This is a genomic window from Xanthomonas sp. JL1 (genome assembly GCF_038405005.1).
On the sequence record NZ_JBBYGR010000019.1, the window covers coordinates 1 to 15,810 of the forward strand.

Annotated in this window: 13 protein-coding genes and 3 pseudogenes; 3 read left to right on the forward strand and 13 right to left on the reverse strand. The window is 64.9% G+C overall.

Annotated elements, in window-relative coordinates; all coding sequences use genetic code 11:
* Window positions 1–211: pseudogene (locus WJW29_RS04660) on the reverse strand (ISL3 family transposase); the annotation flags it as partial.
* 386 nt (window positions 212–597) lie between these two features.
* Here WJW29_RS04660 and WJW29_RS04665 point away from each other — a divergent pair.
* Both WJW29_RS04665 and cydB read left to right on the forward strand, forming a co-directional pair.
* Window positions 598–1,998 carry a cytochrome ubiquinol oxidase subunit I gene (locus WJW29_RS04665; protein ID WP_011258093.1) on the forward strand — a complete coding sequence of 467 codons (1,401 nt, stop codon included), beginning with the start codon at window positions 598–600 and terminating at the stop codon, window positions 1,996–1,998.
* Window positions 1,998–3,014: a cytochrome d ubiquinol oxidase subunit II gene (gene cydB / locus WJW29_RS04670; protein WP_011407883.1), complete on the forward strand. Its 1,017-nt coding sequence runs from the start codon at window positions 1,998–2,000 to the stop codon at window positions 3,012–3,014. The genes WJW29_RS04665 and cydB overlap by 1 nt, the downstream gene beginning before the upstream one ends.
* Before the next feature lie 60 nt (window positions 3,015–3,074).
* Here the strand turns inward: cydB and WJW29_RS04675 are convergent, their stop codons facing one another.
* From WJW29_RS04675 to rpoN, 11 genes and pseudogenes are all read right to left on the reverse strand, one after another.
* Window positions 3,075–3,812, reverse strand: a complete 738-nt coding sequence (locus tag WJW29_RS04675) for a prolyl oligopeptidase family serine peptidase (protein WP_012445791.1) — start codon at window positions 3,810–3,812, stop codon at window positions 3,075–3,077.
* A gap of 210 nt (window positions 3,813–4,022) precedes the next feature.
* Window positions 4,023–5,384, reverse strand: coding sequence for a magnesium transporter (gene mgtE / locus WJW29_RS04680; protein ID WP_011258096.1), 1,362 nt, complete (start codon window positions 5,382–5,384; stop codon window positions 4,023–4,025).
* A gap of 287 nt (window positions 5,385–5,671) precedes the next feature.
* Window positions 5,672–7,402, reverse strand: coding sequence for a phosphoenolpyruvate--protein phosphotransferase (ptsP, locus tag WJW29_RS04685; protein WP_011407884.1), 1,731 nt, complete (start codon window positions 7,400–7,402; stop codon window positions 5,672–5,674).
* Between the two features lie 58 nt (window positions 7,403–7,460).
* Window positions 7,461–7,730 carry an HPr family phosphocarrier protein gene (locus tag WJW29_RS04690; protein ID WP_005913389.1) on the reverse strand — a complete coding sequence of 90 codons (270 nt, stop codon included), beginning with the start codon at window positions 7,728–7,730 and terminating at the stop codon, window positions 7,461–7,463.
* Window positions 7,723–8,115, reverse strand: coding sequence for a hypothetical protein (locus WJW29_RS04695; RefSeq protein ID WP_011258098.1), 393 nt, complete (start codon window positions 8,113–8,115; stop codon window positions 7,723–7,725). The genes WJW29_RS04690 and WJW29_RS04695 overlap by 8 nt, the downstream gene beginning before the upstream one ends.
* Before the next feature lie 65 nt (window positions 8,116–8,180).
* On the reverse strand, window positions 8,181–8,345 hold the full coding sequence (locus tag WJW29_RS04700; protein WP_154741215.1) for a hypothetical protein: 165 nt from the start codon (window positions 8,343–8,345) through the stop codon (window positions 8,181–8,183).
* 296 nt (window positions 8,346–8,641) lie between these two features.
* Window positions 8,642–9,514: an RNase adapter RapZ gene (rapZ, locus tag WJW29_RS04705; protein WP_011258099.1), complete on the reverse strand. Its 873-nt coding sequence runs from the start codon at window positions 9,512–9,514 to the stop codon at window positions 8,642–8,644.
* Window positions 9,511–10,461, reverse strand: coding sequence for an HPr(Ser) kinase/phosphatase (gene hprK / locus WJW29_RS04710; protein WP_011258100.1), 951 nt, complete (start codon window positions 10,459–10,461; stop codon window positions 9,511–9,513). The genes rapZ and hprK overlap by 4 nt, the downstream gene beginning before the upstream one ends.
* Window positions 10,458–10,916 carry a PTS sugar transporter subunit IIA gene (locus WJW29_RS04715; RefSeq protein ID WP_011407887.1) on the reverse strand — a complete coding sequence of 153 codons (459 nt, stop codon included), beginning with the start codon at window positions 10,914–10,916 and terminating at the stop codon, window positions 10,458–10,460. The genes hprK and WJW29_RS04715 overlap by 4 nt, the downstream gene beginning before the upstream one ends.
* Window positions 10,917–10,937: 21 nt before the next feature.
* Window positions 10,938–11,255, reverse strand: coding sequence for a ribosome-associated translation inhibitor RaiA (raiA, locus tag WJW29_RS04720; RefSeq protein WP_011258102.1), 318 nt, complete (start codon window positions 11,253–11,255; stop codon window positions 10,938–10,940).
* A gap of 87 nt (window positions 11,256–11,342) precedes the next feature.
* A pseudogene (gene rpoN, locus WJW29_RS04725) lies at window positions 11,343–12,332 on the reverse strand (RNA polymerase factor sigma-54); the annotation flags it as partial.
* On the opposite strand from rpoN, the gene avrBs3 reads away from it, so the two are divergent.
* Window positions 12,333–15,341: a type III secretion system effector avirulence protein AvrBs3 gene (gene avrBs3 / locus WJW29_RS04730; protein ID WP_041182003.1), complete on the forward strand. Its 3,009-nt coding sequence runs from the start codon at window positions 12,333–12,335 to the stop codon at window positions 15,339–15,341.
* Here the strand turns inward: avrBs3 and WJW29_RS04735 are convergent.
* Window positions 15,342–15,791: pseudogene (locus WJW29_RS04735) on the reverse strand (RNA polymerase factor sigma-54); the annotation flags it as partial.
* Window positions 15,792–15,810 lie beyond the last annotated feature (19 nt).

Here is a 15,810-nt window from a genome sequence, read left to right on the forward strand (position 1 = left end):
ACTCGTGCTGGAAAAAGTTCAGGTGCCGGTAGGTCTTGACCACGGTGTCATGAACCGGATGCAGCCCCTTTTGGCCCGATACCTTGAACCTCGTGCCCGGCTTGAAGTCCACCGGCACCGTCAACACCTTGGTCGCTTCGTCGAACTCGACCGCGCCTACCGACCACGGCGCGCCGATCCCCAGCGCCGCTTCAAACACCTTGGCCGTCATCCCAATCCCCGCGTCAGTGGTAAACCAGCCGAAATCCTACCCACTCAAATTTTCAGAGAGCCACCATTTCAGCCATCCCGACATCTCCCAGGCCGGCTACGCATCGCTCAATCCATGGCGCGGCAGGAAGGGCGCAGGGCTGCGTGTCCGCCACCGTATTCGGAGCAGGGCCTCCTGCATGACGGGAGGGGCATCACGACGCGTTGCTGTCACAAGAGCGGCAAATTGCCGCAGATGCGACGCCGTGTCGCATCGGGAACGGGCCCAACCGTCCCTATCATGATCACGTAGCGCAGCAGCCTGCTCGCGATCGCCCAATGCGCTGCATCCTGGCGATCGACCTGCAGCTTGCACGCCGACGATCACTTTTTCCTGGAGTGTGCTCCATGGACGCACTGCTGTTATCCCGGATCCAGTTCGGGTTCGTCATCGCGTTCCACGTGCTGTTTCCGGCATTCACCATCGGGCTTTCCAGTCTGCTGGCATTTCTGGAATGGCGCTGGCTGCGCACGCGTCTGCCAGTCTGGCGCGAGCTGTATTTTTTCTGGCAGAAGATCTTCGCGGTGTCATTCGGCATGGGCGTGGTCAGCGGCATCGTGATGGCCTTCCAGTTCGGCGCCAACTGGCCGGAATTGAGCCGGATTGCCGGTGGCGTGATCGGGCCGTTGCTGAGCTATGAAGTGCTCACTGCGTTTTTTCTCGAAGCCAGTTTCCTGGGCGTGATGCTGTTCGGCTGGGGGCGCATCTCCGAGCGCCTGCATTTCTTTTCCAGCTGCATGGTGGCGTTGGGCACGCTGGTCTCCACGTTCTGGATTCTCTCGTCCAATAGCTGGTTGCAGACGCCTGCGGGCTTTGATGTGATCGGCGGCATCGTGCATCCGGTGGATTGGTTGAAGATCATCTTCAACCCCTCGTTCCCTTACCGGCTAGCGCATATGGCGCTGGGCTCGTTCATCACCACCTGTTTTGTGGTGGGTGCAGTGGGCGCGTGGTATCTGCACCGCGGTGTGCATCGCGACGCCGGGCTGCGCATGCTCAAGCTGGCCGTGGTGTTTGCCGCAATCACCGTGCCGCTGCAGATCTTCGTCGGCGACATGCAGGGCTTGAACACGCTCAAGCATCAGCCGATGAAGATCGCCGCAATGGAAGCGCATTGGCATGCCGAACAGCCGGGCGAGGGATTTCCGCTGGTGGTGTTTGCGCTGCCCGATGCACAGGCCGAGCGTAATGATGACGAGGTGGCGATTCCGCGCCTGGGCAGCCTGATCCTGACCCACCGCCTGGACGGCAGCATCGCGCCGCTGACCTCGGTGCCGGCAAGCGAGCGCCCGCCGGTGACGCCGGTGTTCTTCGCGTTTCGCATCATGGTGGGGATCGGCTCATTGATGCTGCTGGTTGCCTGGGTGTCTGCGTTCGCGTTGTGGCGCGGCAAGCTGGTGCAGTGGCGCTGGTTGCTGGCGACCTGGCGCTGGATGTTGCCGAGCGGCTTCATTGCGCTGATTTCCGGCTGGTTCGTCACCGAGATCGGCCGGCAGCCCTATGTGGTCTACGGCTTGTTGCGCACCGCCGATGCGGTGGGTCCGCAGTCTGCGCTGATGACCACCATTTCGCTGGTGGTGTACGTGGCTGGCTACGCGTTCGTGTTCGGCTGGGGCATCTGGTACCTGGTCAAGATCGGCAAGCAAGGGCCCACCCCACATGCCAACGCGCCGCATCTGGATCATGGCGAACACACGCCGGCACGCCCGCTTTCGGCAGCGGATGCACCGATCGATGGAGCGGCATGATGGACATGGCGACGGTACTGACGGTGGCGTGGTTTGCGGTGATCGGCTTCGGGGTGCTGATGTACGTGGTGCTGGACGGCTTCGTCCTGGGCATCGGCATCCTGGCGCCGTTCCGCAAGGACGAAGCGCAGCTGGATTTGATGATGAACACTGCCGCGCCGATCTGGGACGGCAACGAAACCTGGCTGGTGCTGGGCGGGGCAGGACTGCTGGCCGCATTTCCCAAGGCGTACGGGGTGATCTTGTCGGCGCTGTATCTGCCGGTGCTGTTGATGGTGATGGCCTTAGTGTTTCGCGGCGTTGCGTTCGAATTCCGCTTCAAGGCGCATCGCTCGCGGCGTTTGTGGAGTCATGCGTTCGCCGTCGGTTCGATCCTGGCCACCTTCGCGCAGGGCGTGATCCTGGGCGCATTGGTGCAAGGCCTGCCGATCAAACATGATCGCTATGTCGGTGGCATCTGGGGGTGGTTCAGTCCGTTCGCGATGCTGACCGGCGCCGCCCTGGTATTCGGTTATGCACTGCTCGGCAGCACCTGGTTGATCCTCAAGACCGAAGGCCATGTGCAGCAGCTGGCGCGGCAGCTGAGCCGGCCGTTGACCATCAGCGTGTTGACCTTCATCGGCCTGTTCAGCGCCTGGTTGCCATCGCTGCAATCGCACGTGATGGAGCGTTGGTTCAGTGGCGCGCATTACCTGTGGCTGATGCCGGTGCCGCTGCTGGTTGCCATCGTGGGGTTCGCGCTGTGGCGTGCCACCGATGCGGAGCGCTCGGAGGCGCTGCCATTCCTGCTGGCGATGGGCCTGTTCGTGCTGGGCTTCCTGGGGCTGGTGCTGGGCATGTGGCCGTATCTGGTGCCGCCGGTCTACACCATCTGGCAAGCCGCCGCGCCGCCGTCGTCGCAGTTGTTTGTGATGGTGGGGCTGGTCATGTTGCTGCCATTGATCCTGGGCTACACGGTGTGGTCGTACCACGTATTCCGCGGCAAGGTCACCACTGACAATGGCTATCACCACTGAAGCGCGCTGGCGGTGTCATGCCATCGCGCGGGCACCGCGCCCGCGCGGCGTTGCGCAGTGTCAGCGCAGGCGCTGCTTGAACATCCATTTCCACATTGCCGGGTCCGCGTAGGTTGCGTCCCAGGCGTTGTGGTTGCCTTCCGGATATTCGCTGTAACGCACATTGGCGCCGACGCCTTTCGCGGCGCGATACAGCGCGCGGTCGTCGTGCGGCGGTACGGAATCGTCCTTGGCGCCATGGAACATCCAGATCGGCACGTGCTTGAGCTGGGTCACTGCCGCGGTGTACGGGTCCGCTTCCTTCGCCACCAGGCTGACGTACAAGGTACGGCGCTCATCGCGCGGTGCCTTGAGTGCGCCGCAGATCGGCACGATTGCCGCAAACCGCTGCGGCTGCATCAGCCCGATTTCCCAGGCGCCATAGCCGCCCATCGAGATGCCGGTGAGGTAGGTGCGCTGCGGGTCGGCGTTGAATTCGGCGCTGGCCGCATCCAGCGTGGCGATCGCCATGCGCGCGTTGACGCCCAGCCATTCTTCGTCGTCGGGGACCTGCGGCAGCACCACAAGTGCGGGAAAGTCGGCGGTGTGTTGGCTCAGATAAGGGCCCACGCCAACTTCGGCCTGGTCGCGCCCGTTATCGCCGCGCTCGCCCGATCCATGCAGGAACAGCACGATCGGGCGCGGCTGCGGCACCTTGGACGCCGGCACGAACACTTGATAGCGGTACAGGCGCCCTTCCAGTTTCAGCGTGCGGGTGACGAAGTGGCCGCGGCGTTCGTTGTGGCGGCGCCCAGCCATGCTGGAACAGCCAGCCACCAGTAGCGCAAGAACAATGACAACAAGACAACGACGAATCACGCAGCTCTCCCGACCGATTACATGGTTGCAGTATTACCGCATGCCGGTGCGCTGGGCTGTCGCGGCGCGGCGATTCCTGTCGAATATTCATCTGCTTGTCGTCATCGCATGCACGGCACATGGGTTCAATGCAATCGCAATCGCTGCAGGTCAGGGCAGCAGGATCAACGTGGCCAGGCCAAGAAAGCTCAGGAAGCCCATCACGTCGGTCAAGGTGGTCAGGATCACGCCACCGGCCAATGCCGGATCGAAGCCCAAGCGTTTCAACGTCACCGGCACCAGCACCCCGCCGGAAGCGGCAGTGAGCATGTTCACCGTCAATGCGGTGCCGATCACCAGCGACAGCATCGGCTGCCGTAACCAGACCAGCACGATCACGCCAAGCCCGATGCCCAGGCACAGCCCGTTGATCAGCGCGACAGTGAGCTCCTTCTTGAGCAAGGTCATCACGTTGGACGAGCCGATCTGGCCCAGCGCCAAGCCGCGGACCATCAGTGCCAACACCTGGGTGCCTGCATTGCCGCCCATGCCGGCCACGATCGGCATCAGCGCCGCCAGCGCCACCAGTTTTTCGATGCTGCCTTCGAACCTGCTGACCACGCTGGAGGCCAGAAACGCGGTGCACAGATTGATGCTCAGCCAGATCAGGCGGCGCCGGAATGCGCGCCGTGCCGGGCTGAACATGTCTTCGTCTTCGTCCAGGCCGGCTGCGCTCATGGCCTGGTGCTCGGCCTGCTCGCGGATGATGTCGACCACGTCGTCGATGGTGATGCGGCCGAGCAGGATGTTGTTGTCGTCCACCACCGGCGCCGAGATCCAGTCGTGGTCGGAGAAGCGCCGCGCCACTTCGTCGGACCCATCGCCGACATCGATCGCCGGCTGCTCGTCGTCGATCAGCCGGTTGACCGGGGTGCTGTCTTCATGGGTCACCAGCGCAGCCAGCGGCACCCGGCCCAGGTATTGATGGCGCCGGCTCACCACGTACAGGTGATCGGTGTGGTCGGGCAGCTCGCCCCGCAGGCGCAGATAGCGCAGCACCACATCCACGTTGACGTCGGCGCGCACGGTGACCACGTCCGGATTCATCAGACGTCCGGCGGTGTCTTCCGGATACGACAGCACCTGCTCGAGGCGCTCGCGGTTTTCGCGGTCCATCGACTTGAGCACTTCGTCGATGACGGTGTCGGGCAGGTCTTCGACCAGGTTGGCCAGATCGTCGATGTCTAGGTCTTCGACCGCAGCCACGATCTCGTCCGGGTCCATGTCGGCCAGCAGGCTTTCGCGCACTTCGTCGCCGACGTGCAGCAGCACTTCGCCATCGTCTTCTGGATCGACCAGCCCCCACACCACTTCGCGCTTGCCTGGCGGCAGCGATTCGAGCAGGTTGCCGATCTCCGCTGGCGCCAGCGTATTGACCAACCGGCGTACCGGCCCCAGGCGTCCACTATCCAGCGCGTCGGACAGCAAGCGGAGCTGGCGCGCGGTTCTGTCGTGGCGGACGGCTTCGGCCATGCGGCTCCCCGGAAGAGTGGACGCGTCATGCGTGGAAGACGCGGTGCTGGGTCAGCGCGGCATTATCGCTTGCACATGGTGACCAAACATACAGTGTCGCTGCAGCGTGTTTGCGCAGTGCGTGCGCAATGGACACATCCAGGCGGCGAGGGCTGCTGGAAACGTTTGGGGAACGGTGCGCGATTGGCTGGGTAGGCAGCATCGTCGAAGCGCTTATCGAGGACCAAATGCGTGGGCTTTAAGCCATCAGCCACGTTGCTGACGGTTGCGTGCGCCGCACACAGCAATTACCGCAGCAGCCCTTGTGCATGGCCCGCCAACCATTTTTCGATGCCCTTGCGGTCGCGGGCGCTCAGCAATTTTTCGCCGTGAACTCCTAACTCCCCCAGATGGATGTCGCGCACCGCGCGGCGCACTTCCAGCAAGGTCGCCGGATGCAGGCTGAACTCGGTGAGCCCCAACGCCAGCAGCATCGGCACGAAGCACGGGTCGCCGGCGATCTCGCCGCACACCGCCACCGGCTTGCCATGGGTGCGCCCGGTGGCGATCACCTGCGCGATCAACCGCAACACCGCCGGATGCAAGGGCGAATACAGCTCGCCCAGTGCCTCGTTGTTGCGATCCACCGCCAGCAGGTACTGCACCAGGTCGTTGGTACCGATCGACAGGAAATCGATATCGTCGATGAAGCAATCCAGCGCCAATGCTGCGGCCGGCACTTCGATCATTGCACCCAGCGGAATGTGCTCGGCGATCTCGTGGCCTTCCTCGCGCAGCTGCGCGGTGAGCTTCTTCAACTGCTTGCGCAGCAGCAGGATTTCTTCGCGGCCGCTGACCATCGGCACCAGGATGCGCACCGGCCCGTAGCCGGACGCACGCAGAATCGCGCGTAATTGCGTCTGTGCCACCGCCGGCCGTGCCAGCGACAGCCGCACGCCGCGCAGGCCCAGCGCAGGGTTGTCCTCATCAACGAGGGTCAGACCGGTGCGGTCGGCCTTGTCGGCGCCCAGATCCAGCGTGCGGATGGTGACCGGGCGGCCACTCATGCCCAGCACGGTATCGCGATAGGCATGGAACTGTTCGTCTTCGTCCGGCAGTTCGTTGCGCTGCAGGAACAGGAATTCGGTGCGATACAAGCCCAAACCGCTGGCGCCGAGCGCATGCGCTTTTGCCACGTCTTCCAGCGATTCGGCGTTGGCCAGCAGGGTGATATCGACGTTGTCGCGCGTGCGCGTGGGCTTGGAGCGCAACCGCCCCAGCTCGCGCTGTTCCTTGGCCAACGCGCGCAGGCGCTCGCGGTAGTCGCGCAGATGTTCGGGCTTGGGGTCGACGATCACCTGGCCCGAGCTGGCATCGACGATCAGCACATCGCCATCTTCGATGCGCTGCACCGCCTCGCTCACACCGACCACCAACGGCAGGTGCAGGCTGCGCGCCAGGATCGCGCTATGCGACAGCGCACTGCCGGCCGTGGTGACGATGCCGACGACCCCTTGCGCCTGCAGCTGCGCCAGCTCGGACGGGGCGACGTTGTCGCACACCAGGATCTCGCCGGCCACGCCCTTCAAGTCGGGCGCGCGCTTGTGCAAAAACGCATGGATGCGGCCGATCACGTGATCCAGATCGTCCATGCGACTCTTGAGGTACGCATCCTCCATCCCGTCGAATACGGCCGCCAAGCGATCACGCTGCACGCGCAAGGCATAGTCGGCGCTGTAACGGTGGGTGCGGATCAACTCATCCAGGCCTTGCAGCAGCTCCGGGTCGTCGAGCAGCAGCGCATGCAGTTCGAGAAATTCGCCCACTTCGCGTGCGAGCGCGCCGTGCAGACGGTCGCGGAGCTGCTGCATTTCGCCGCGCGCTGATTCGATCGCTGCATGCAATCGCTGCAGCTGCGTCTCTACCTGATTGGCGGGCACACGTTGCTCGGCCACTTCCAGCGTGTGGCTCTGGCGCACGCGCGCGCGGCCCAGTGCATTGCCGCGCGCAGCGCCATGTCCGCGTAACCGCAGGCTCACGCGTCTGCCCGGCGCAGCGGCGCCGTGTCGGTCGCAACGGCAACGACGCCGCGCATGCTCAGCTGTCCTCGTCGAAGCGACGTTCGAACAGGTCAACCAGCGCCTGCAGGGCCTCGGCTTCGTCTTCGCCGTCCAGCCGCACCACCACGCTGGTGCCTTGGCCGGCGGCCAGCAACATCACGCCCATGATGCTCTTGGCATTCACCTCGCGGCCCTTGGCTGCCAGGGTGGCGTTGCTGCGATAGGACGACAACGTCTGCACCAGCTTGGCGGTGGCCCGCGCATGCAGTCCGAGTCGGTTGGAAACTATGAGTTCGCGTTCAAGCATCGTCGATGATCGCTCCATTGCGAGTACCGGCCGCCGCAGTGGCGGGCAGCTCCTGCAATCCTTGTTCGGGGTAGTTCATCACCCGCAGCAGCATCGGCAGGCTCAGTGCGGACACCCGGCGAACCGGTGTGCCCAGCTTGGCCAGGCGATTGGCGAGATTGCTGGGGCTGGCGCCGTACAGGTCGGTTATGACCAGCACGCCGTCGCCGCTGTCGACTCTGCGCATCGCCGACGACGCCTGGGGCAGCAACGCGTCCAGGTCTGCATCGAACGGCACATCGAATGCTTCGGTCTTCAACGGCAACTGCCGCAACAGGCCTGTCGCCACGTTCAACAACGCGGCGCCGATGCCGGGATGAGTAATCAGGAGAATGCCACAGGCCATGCCGAAACGTTAACAGGTCAGCATGACTGCGCGATAGCGTCTGCCGGCACAGATGCGTCGCGAACTCAATAGCCGCTTGGGACCGCTGCAGCGAAGCGGCGGCAACAGGTGTCGCCATCGTGCGCTGCATACGTAGCGCCGATCCGCGACTTGTGCAGCGTCAGCAGTGCGGCCTGCATCGCAAGCGAGCGCTGCCAATTTTCCTCCAGCGAGTAGGGGCATGTCGCCATGCGTGGCGCAATCCCCTCGACGCATGGGGTGTGACGGCGCCAACGCATTGGTCGTGCAGCGTTGCATCGCGCGCCGAACGAAAACGCCAAGCGGTTTTCGGGACGTCGGCGATCCAGTCGCGTCAGCTGCAGCGTTGTCGGCCTGCGCAGCGTCCGCCAGACGCCAGCCCCCGCAGGCAATCGCAACCTAAACATAAGGCCAGCGAGCGTGTCGTCCTCAACGTAGGTGCACCACACTCACCTCGCAGGATGCCGCTGTCACGATTCCCGAATCCCCATTGCCGATTCCCGGCCCCTCAGTCCTGCTCGCGATGAAACGTCGCCACTTCCGGCCAGCCTTGTTCGCGTGCATGCCGGGCCATGCGTTCGGCCATATACACCGAGCGGTGCTTGCCGCCGGTGCAACCGAAGGCAATGGTCACGTAGCTGCGGGTGTCGTTGCGCAACCGCGGCAGCCAGGTGTCGAGCAGGTCGACGATCTGCGTGCTATAACGCCGCACGTCGGCTTCGTTGTCCAGATAGTTGCGCACGCCGGCATCGCGGCCGGTGAGCGGACGCAGTTCGGGGTCCCAGTGCGGATTGGGCAACACGCGCGCATCGAAGACGAAATCGGCCTCGGCCGGCACGCCGCGCTTGTAGGCGAACGATTCGAACAGCAGCGACAGGCGGTCGTTGCTGCCGAGCGCGAATTCGGTGACCACGCGGCGGCGAAACTGATGCACGTTGAGCGTGCTGGTATCGATGATGGCATCGGCCTGCACGCGCAGCGGCTCGGTCAACTGACGCTCACGGGTGATCGCTTCCGGCAGCGCCAGGCCGAGATGGCTGAGCGGATGGCGGCGGCGGGTGTCGGCGTAGCGCTTGATCAATGCCTCGTCGCTGGCCTCGAAAAACAGCAGCAGCGCTTCGATGCCGTATTCCTGTGCGGCCAGGCGCCATTGCGCCAGCTGGGTCAGGTCGCTGCGGCTGCGCACGTCGATGCCCACCGCCAGGCGCTGGTTGCCGATGGGGTTGCCACGCAAACGGCTTTTGACGAAGTCCGGCAGCAGCTCGACCGGCAGATTGTCCGAGCAGTAGTAATCCAGGTCTTCGAAGGTCTTCAGCGCGACCGATTTGCCCGAGCCGGACAGCCCGCTCACGATCATCAGCGTGGAGGGCGCGATACTCATGGCGTACGTCGCTCCAGCAGATTGCTGTGGCGGGCGATGAACATCGCCGCCGGATCGATGCCTTTGGTGCGCAGGATATGCAGGCGCGTGGCCGCTTCGGTCAGCACGGCCAGATTGCGGCCGGGCATCACCGGCAGGGTGATCAGCGGCACGTCCAGGTCCAGCACATGGCGGCTGCCGGAATCGCCGGTCAGGCGCTCGTAGCCGGAGGGTGTGGGCTCGGTCATCGGCCGGGTCAGGTGCACGATCAGGCGCAGGTATTTGTTTTTCTTCACCGCGGTGTCGCCGAACATGTCGCGCACGTTCAACACGCCCAGGCCGCGTACTTCGAGCAGATCCTGCAGCAACTCGGGGCAGGTGCCGTCGAGCACATCGGGCGCGATCTGGGTGAACTCCGGCGCATCGTCGGCCACCAGCCGGTGGCCGCGGCTGAGCAGTTCCAGCGCCAGCTCGCTCTTGCCCGAGCCGGCCTCGCCGGTGATCAGCACGCCGATCGAATAGATCTCCATGAACACGCCATGCAGCGTGACCCGCGGTGCCAGCGTGCGCGCCAGGTGGTAGGAGAGGTGATTGAGCAGTTCATGGCCGCGCTTGGGCGAGATCCACAGCGGCGTGTTGGATTCGTCCGCCGCCGCGCCCAGGTCTTCCGGGCAGGACTGGTTCTTGCTGATCGCCAGCGCCAGCGGTTGCACCTGGATGATCTTCTCGATGGTTTCCCAGCGCTGCCGCGCATCCAGCGAGTCCAGCCAGGCCAGCTCTTCCGTGCCCAGGATCTGCACCTTGTTGGGATAGATCACATTGAGATAGCCGGCCAGCGACGGGCGTCGCGCATTGTTGCTGCCGGCCTGGATCTCGCGGTGCTCGCCTTTCTGGCCGGCCACCCAGCGCAGCGCCAGCTTGTCGCGCTGTTGGTCGAACAGCTCGCGTGCGGTGATGCTGGTATTCATGCCGCGCTCGCCTGCGGTGGCGGGACGTCGGTGAGCAAGCCCATCAGGGCCTCGGCGTTGGGCGCGGCGCGCAGTCGCTGACGGAAGTCGGCATCGGAAAACCGTTCGGCCAGCTCCGACAGCAGCATCAGATGCTGATGGGTGTAGTGCGCCGGCACGGCCATGGCGAAGATCACGTCCACCGGCTCGTCCCCGCCGAACGTCACCGGCGTGTCCAGCCGCAGCAAGGCGCCGCGTGGCTCAGTGAGATTGGGGCAGCGCCCATGCGGAATGGCGATGCCGTGGCCGATGGCAGTACTGCCCAGGGCCTCGCGCTCGCACAGGTTGGCATAGAGCTCGTCGGCACCGGCCTGACGGCAGGACAGCAGGTCGGCGGCGGTGCGCAGGACGGTGTCGCGATCGGCGGCCGGCGACACCACGGTGCGCACGGCCGCCATCAGATCGGTTAAAGGCATGAGGGCATCAAGCGGGAAGCGTCATGCGGGATTGTCGCGCACCTCGCGGGCGTGGTGGTTACATTTCTTTTCTTTGTGCTTGAGCATCAGGCGGTCGAGCTTGTCGACCAGCAGATCGATGGCCGCATACATGGTGGAGCCGCTGGCGTCGGCGTGCAGGGTGCGACCGGGAAGGTTGACGGTGGCGACCACGTGGTGGTCCGGCTTGCGGACGGCCAGCTGCGTTCGGACTTCGCAGTGCTGGTCGAAATGGCGTTGCAGTCGTTGCAGCTTGCTTGCAACGTAGTCCCGCAGGGCGGGGGTCACTTCAAGCTGGTGGCCATACGTCTCGATACGCATCGGATACCTCCATTGGTCAGTGGGCCAATGAACCGTTCCGGTGATCCGACTAACCCGGCGCAGGCCGGCGTTGCGGTGGTTGCAACGTCAGGCGATGCGGACGCGTTCGTGGGAGGCGGAAATGTTCATGGCCTCACGATACTTCGCAACGGTGCGCCGCGCTACTGGTACGCCGGATGTTTTCAGCAGATCGGCCAGCTTGGCGTCGGACAGCGGTTTGCGCGGATTTTCCGCATCGATCAGGCGCCGGATCATGGCCTGGATCGCCGTGCTGGAAGCCTCGCCGCCGCTGTCGGTGTCGATCCCCGAGGCGAAGAACGAGCGCAGCGCAATGGTGCCGCGCGGGGTGCGCACGTATTTGCGGGAGATCGCGCGGGAAATGGTGGATTCGTGCAGGCCGAGCTCGCCTGCGATCTCGCGCAGGGTCAACGGACGCAGGGCCTGTGCACCGAACTCCAGGAACCCGGCCTGATGCTGCAGCAGGCAGCGCACCACCCGCAGCAGGGTTTCGCCGCGTGCTTCCAGGCTCTTGAGCAGCCAGCGCGCTTCCTGCAGCTGCCCGCGCAGGTAGCCGGCGTCGGATTCGCCGCAGCTGCGAATCAGGTTTTCGTAGCCGCGGTGGATGGTGACCTTGGGCTGCGCACGGCCGGCCAGCGAAGCCCGCCACACGCCGCGCTGACGCCAGATCACGCAGTCCGGTACCACGTAGGTATCTTGCGACAGGTCGCCGATCTGCTTGCCTGGGCGCGGGTCCACTGAGCGCACCAGTTGCACCGCCTGTTCGACATCGGCGGCTGAACGCTTGAGCTCGTGTGCCAGGCCGGCTACGCCGCTGCGCGGCAGCCGTTCCAGCGGGCCGGCGACGATCTGCAACGCCAGCTCGCGGCCCGGCGTTGCGGGGTCGAGCACGGCCAGCTGCAGCGCCAGACATTCGCCTAGCGTGCGCGCGCCCACACCGACCGGGTCGAAGCGCTGGATCTGGTGCAAGACGGTAAGCACGTCGGCCTCGTCCACCACCGCGCCGAGCGCCAGGGTTTCGAGAATGGCCGATAGCGGCTCGCGCAGATAACCGTCTTCATGGATCCCATTCGTTCGCGCACGCCAAGTCCTGCCCGCGAGCTTCTGCCCGGACCCCAACCGGATAGGGTTCAGCCGACTGCAGATCGGGGGGGGGCTCCGCCTGCTGGCGGCCCCCTGGATGGCTTGCCCGCTCGGCGGACGATGTCCCGGACCCGGCTGCCATCTCCCCCTGCGCCCTCGCCTGCGTTCTCGGCGGGCAGCTTCAGCGATCTGCTCCGTCAGTTCGATCCGTCGCTTCTTGATACATCGCTTCTTGATTCGATGCCTGCCGTCGGCACGCCGCATACAGCGGCTGCCCCAGCAGAATGGGATGAGGCGCAATCGGGTCTGCGTGCAGCCGATGACCCGCCACCCACCGTGCCTGTCGCTGTCACTGCCGCGCGGCCGCCGCGCGCCAAGCCGGCCCCGCGACGGCGTGCGGCGCAACCCTCCGACGCTTCGCCGGCCGCGCAGGTGGATCTACGCACGCTCGGCTACAGTCAGCAGCAGCAAGAGAAGATCAAACCGAAGGTGCGTTCGACAGTGGCGCAGCACCACGAGGCACTGGTGGGCCATGGGTTTACACACGCGCACATCGTTGCGCTCAGCCAACACCCGGCAGCGTTAGGGACCGTTGCTGTCACGTATCAGGACATAATCAGGGCGTTGCCAGAGGCGACACACGAAGACATCGTTGGCGTCGGCAAACAGTGGTCCGGCGCACGCGCCCTGGAGGCCTTGCTCACGAAGGCGGGGGAGTTGAGAGGTCCACCGTTACAGTTGGACACAGGCCAACTTGTCAAGATTGCAAAACGTGGCGGCGTGACCGCAGTGGAGGCAGTGCATGCATCGCGCAATGCACTGACGGGTGCCCCCCTGAACCTGACCCCGGACCAAGTGGTGGCCATCGCCAGCAATATTGGCGGCAAGCAGGCGCTGGAGACGGTGCAGCGCCTGTTGCCGGTGCTGTGCCAGGACCATGGCCTGACCCCGGACCAGGTGGTGGCCATCGCCAACAATAACGGCGGCAAGCAGGCGCTGGAGACGGTGCAGCGGCTGTTGCCGGTGCTGTGCCAGGACCATGGCCTGACCCCGGACCAGGTGGTGGCCATCGCCAGCAATATTGGCGGCAAGCAGGCGCTGGAGACGGTGCAGCGGCTGTTGCCGGTGCTGTGCCAGGACCATGGCCTGACCCCGGACCAGGTGGTGGCCATCGCCAGCCATGGCGGCGGCAAGCAGGCGCTGGAGACGGTGCAGCGGCTGTTGCCGGTGCTGTGCCAGGACCATGGCCTGACCCCGGACCAGGTGGTGGCCATCGCCAGCCATGGCGGCGGCAAGCAGGCGCTGGAGACGCTGCAGCGGCTGTTGCCGGTGCTGTGCCAGGACCATGGCCTGACCCCGGACCAGGTCGTGGCCATCGCCAGCCACGATGGCGGCAAGCAGGCGCTGGAGACGGTGCAGCGGCTGTTGCCGGTGCTGTGCCAGGACCATGGCCTGACCCCGGACCAGGTCGTGGCCATCGCCAGCAATGGCGGCGGCAAGCAGGCGCTGGAGACGCTGCAACGGCTGTTGCCGGTGCTGTGCCAGGACCATGGCCTGACCCCGGACCAGGTCGTGGCCATCGCCAGCCACGATGGCGGCAAGCAGGCGCTGGAGACGGTGCAGCGGCTGTTGCCGATGCTGTGCCAGGACCATGGCCTGACCCCGGACCAGGTGGTGGCCATCGCCAGCCATGGCGGCGGCAAGCAGGCGCTGGAGACAGTGCAGCGGCTGTTGCCGGTGCTGTGCCAGGACCATGGCCTGACCCCGGACCAGGTGGTGGCCATCGCCAGCCACGATGGCGGCAAGCAGGCGCTGGAGACGGTGCAGCGGCTGTTGCCGGTGCTGTGCCAGGACCATGGCCTGACCCTGGACCAGGTGGTGGCCATCGCCAGCCACGATGGCGGCAAGAAGGCGCTGGAGACGGTGCAACGGCTGTTGCCGGTGCTGTGCCAGGACCATGGCCTGACCCCGGACCAGGTCGTGGCCATCGCCAGCCACGATGGCGGCAAGCAGGCGCTGGAGACGGTGCAGCGGCTGTTGCCGGTGCTGTGCCAGGACCATGGCCTGACCCCGGACCAGGTCGTGGCCATCGCCAGCAATGGCGGCGGCAAGCAGGCGCTGGAGAGCATTGTTGCCCAGTTATCTCGCCCTGATCCGGCGTTGGCCGCGTTGACCAACGACCACCTCGTCGCCTTGGCCTGCCTCGGCGGACGTCCTGCCCTGGATGCAGTGAAAAAGGGATTGCCGCACGCGCCGGAATTGATCAGAAGAGTCAATCGCCGTATTGGCGAACGCACGTCCCATCGCGTTGCCGACTACGCGCAAGTGGTTCGCGTGCTGGAGTTTTTCCAGTGCCACTCCCACCCAGCGCAAGCATTCGATGACGCCATGACGCAGTTCGGGATGAGCAGGCACGGGTTGGTACAGCTCTTTCGCAGAGTGGGCGTCACCGAATTCGAAGCCCGCTGCGGAACGCTCCCCCCAGCCTCGCAGCGTTGGGACCGTATCCTCCAGGCATCAGGGATGAAAAGGGCCAAACCGTCCCCTACTTCAGCTCAAACACCGGATCAGGCGTCTTTGCATGCATTCGCCGATTCGCTGGAGCGTGACCTTGATGCGCCCAGCCCAATGCACGAGGGAGATCAGACGCGGGCAAGCAGCCGTAAACGGTCCCGATCGGATCGTGCTGTCACCGGCCCCTCCACACAGCAATCTTTCGAGGTGCGCGTTCCCGAACAGCGCGATGCGCTGCATTTGCCCCTCAGCTGGAGGGTAAAACGCCCGCGTACCAGGATCGGGGGCGGCCTCCCGGATCCTGGTACGCCCATCGCTGCCGACCTGGCAGCGTCCAGCACCGTGATGTGGGAACAAGATGCGGCCCCCTTCGCAGGGGCAGCGGATGATTTCCCGGCATTCAACGAAGAGGAGCTCGCATGGTTGATGGAGCTATTGCCTCAGTCAGGCTCAGTCGGAGGGACGATCTGAGTCCAGCGCGTCGATCAGTATCGCGCCGATCTGGCGGTCGCGTGGCGACAACGGCGATAGATGCAGCTGCCACAAGAGGTGATCGGCCAGTGTTTCGGATTCGGCGACGCGCTCGGCGGCACCGCCGGACTCGTCGTCGTCGAAACTGCCGCCGCTGCCCGAGCCGGTCCACTGCAGTTCGTCCTGCGACCAATCGTCATCGCGCTCGGCAGGCGCGGCTTCTTCGCGCTGGGATTCTTCAGTGGACGCGGACGGCGAGGATTCCACCGCGGTGTCGCTGGCCGCATGCGCGGCTTCGTCGGCCCATTCCAGCAGTGGATTGGTTTCCACTGCTTCGGCGATTTCCACTTCCAGCTCGGTGGTGGACATCTGCAATAGCTTGATCGCCTGACGCAATTGCGGCGTCATGACCAACTGCTGTGCTAGCGATGTCTGGAGCCGAGCTTTCATGCGGGCACTGACTGAAAAA

Excerpts from the sequence above, each read along its gene's own strand:
- cydB (WP_011407883.1), top strand. The coding sequence starts at position 1,998 with ATGGACATGGCGACGGTACTGACGGTGGCGTGGTTTGCGGTGATCGGC.
- avrBs3 (WP_041182003.1), top strand. The coding sequence starts at position 12,333 with ATGGATCCCATTCGTTCGCGCACGCCAAGTCCTGCCCGCGAGCTTCTG.
- WJW29_RS04700 (WP_154741215.1), bottom strand. The coding sequence starts at position 8,345 with ATGGCGACATGCCCCTACTCGCTGGAGGAAAATTGGCAGCGCTCGCTT.
- WJW29_RS04665 (WP_011258093.1), top strand. The coding sequence starts at position 598 with ATGGACGCACTGCTGTTATCCCGGATCCAGTTCGGGTTCGTCATCGCG.
- WJW29_RS04695 (WP_011258098.1), bottom strand. The coding sequence starts at position 8,115 with ATGGCCTGTGGCATTCTCCTGATTACTCATCCCGGCATCGGCGCCGCG.
- mgtE (WP_011258096.1), bottom strand. The coding sequence starts at position 5,384 with ATGGCCGAAGCCGTCCGCCACGACAGAACCGCGCGCCAGCTCCGCTTG.
- WJW29_RS04715 (WP_011407887.1), bottom strand. The coding sequence starts at position 10,916 with ATGCCTTTAACCGATCTGATGGCGGCCGTGCGCACCGTGGTGTCGCCG.
- raiA (WP_011258102.1), bottom strand. The coding sequence starts at position 11,255 with ATGCGTATCGAGACGTATGGCCACCAGCTTGAAGTGACCCCCGCCCTG.
- hprK (WP_011258100.1), bottom strand. The coding sequence starts at position 10,461 with ATGAATACCAGCATCACCGCACGCGAGCTGTTCGACCAACAGCGCGAC.
- rapZ (WP_011258099.1), bottom strand. The coding sequence starts at position 9,514 with ATGAGTATCGCGCCCTCCACGCTGATGATCGTGAGCGGGCTGTCCGGC.
- WJW29_RS04690 (WP_005913389.1), bottom strand. The coding sequence starts at position 7,730 with ATGCTTGAACGCGAACTCATAGTTTCCAACCGACTCGGACTGCATGCG.
- WJW29_RS04675 (WP_012445791.1), bottom strand. The coding sequence starts at position 3,812 with ATGGCTGGGCGCCGCCACAACGAACGCCGCGGCCACTTCGTCACCCGC.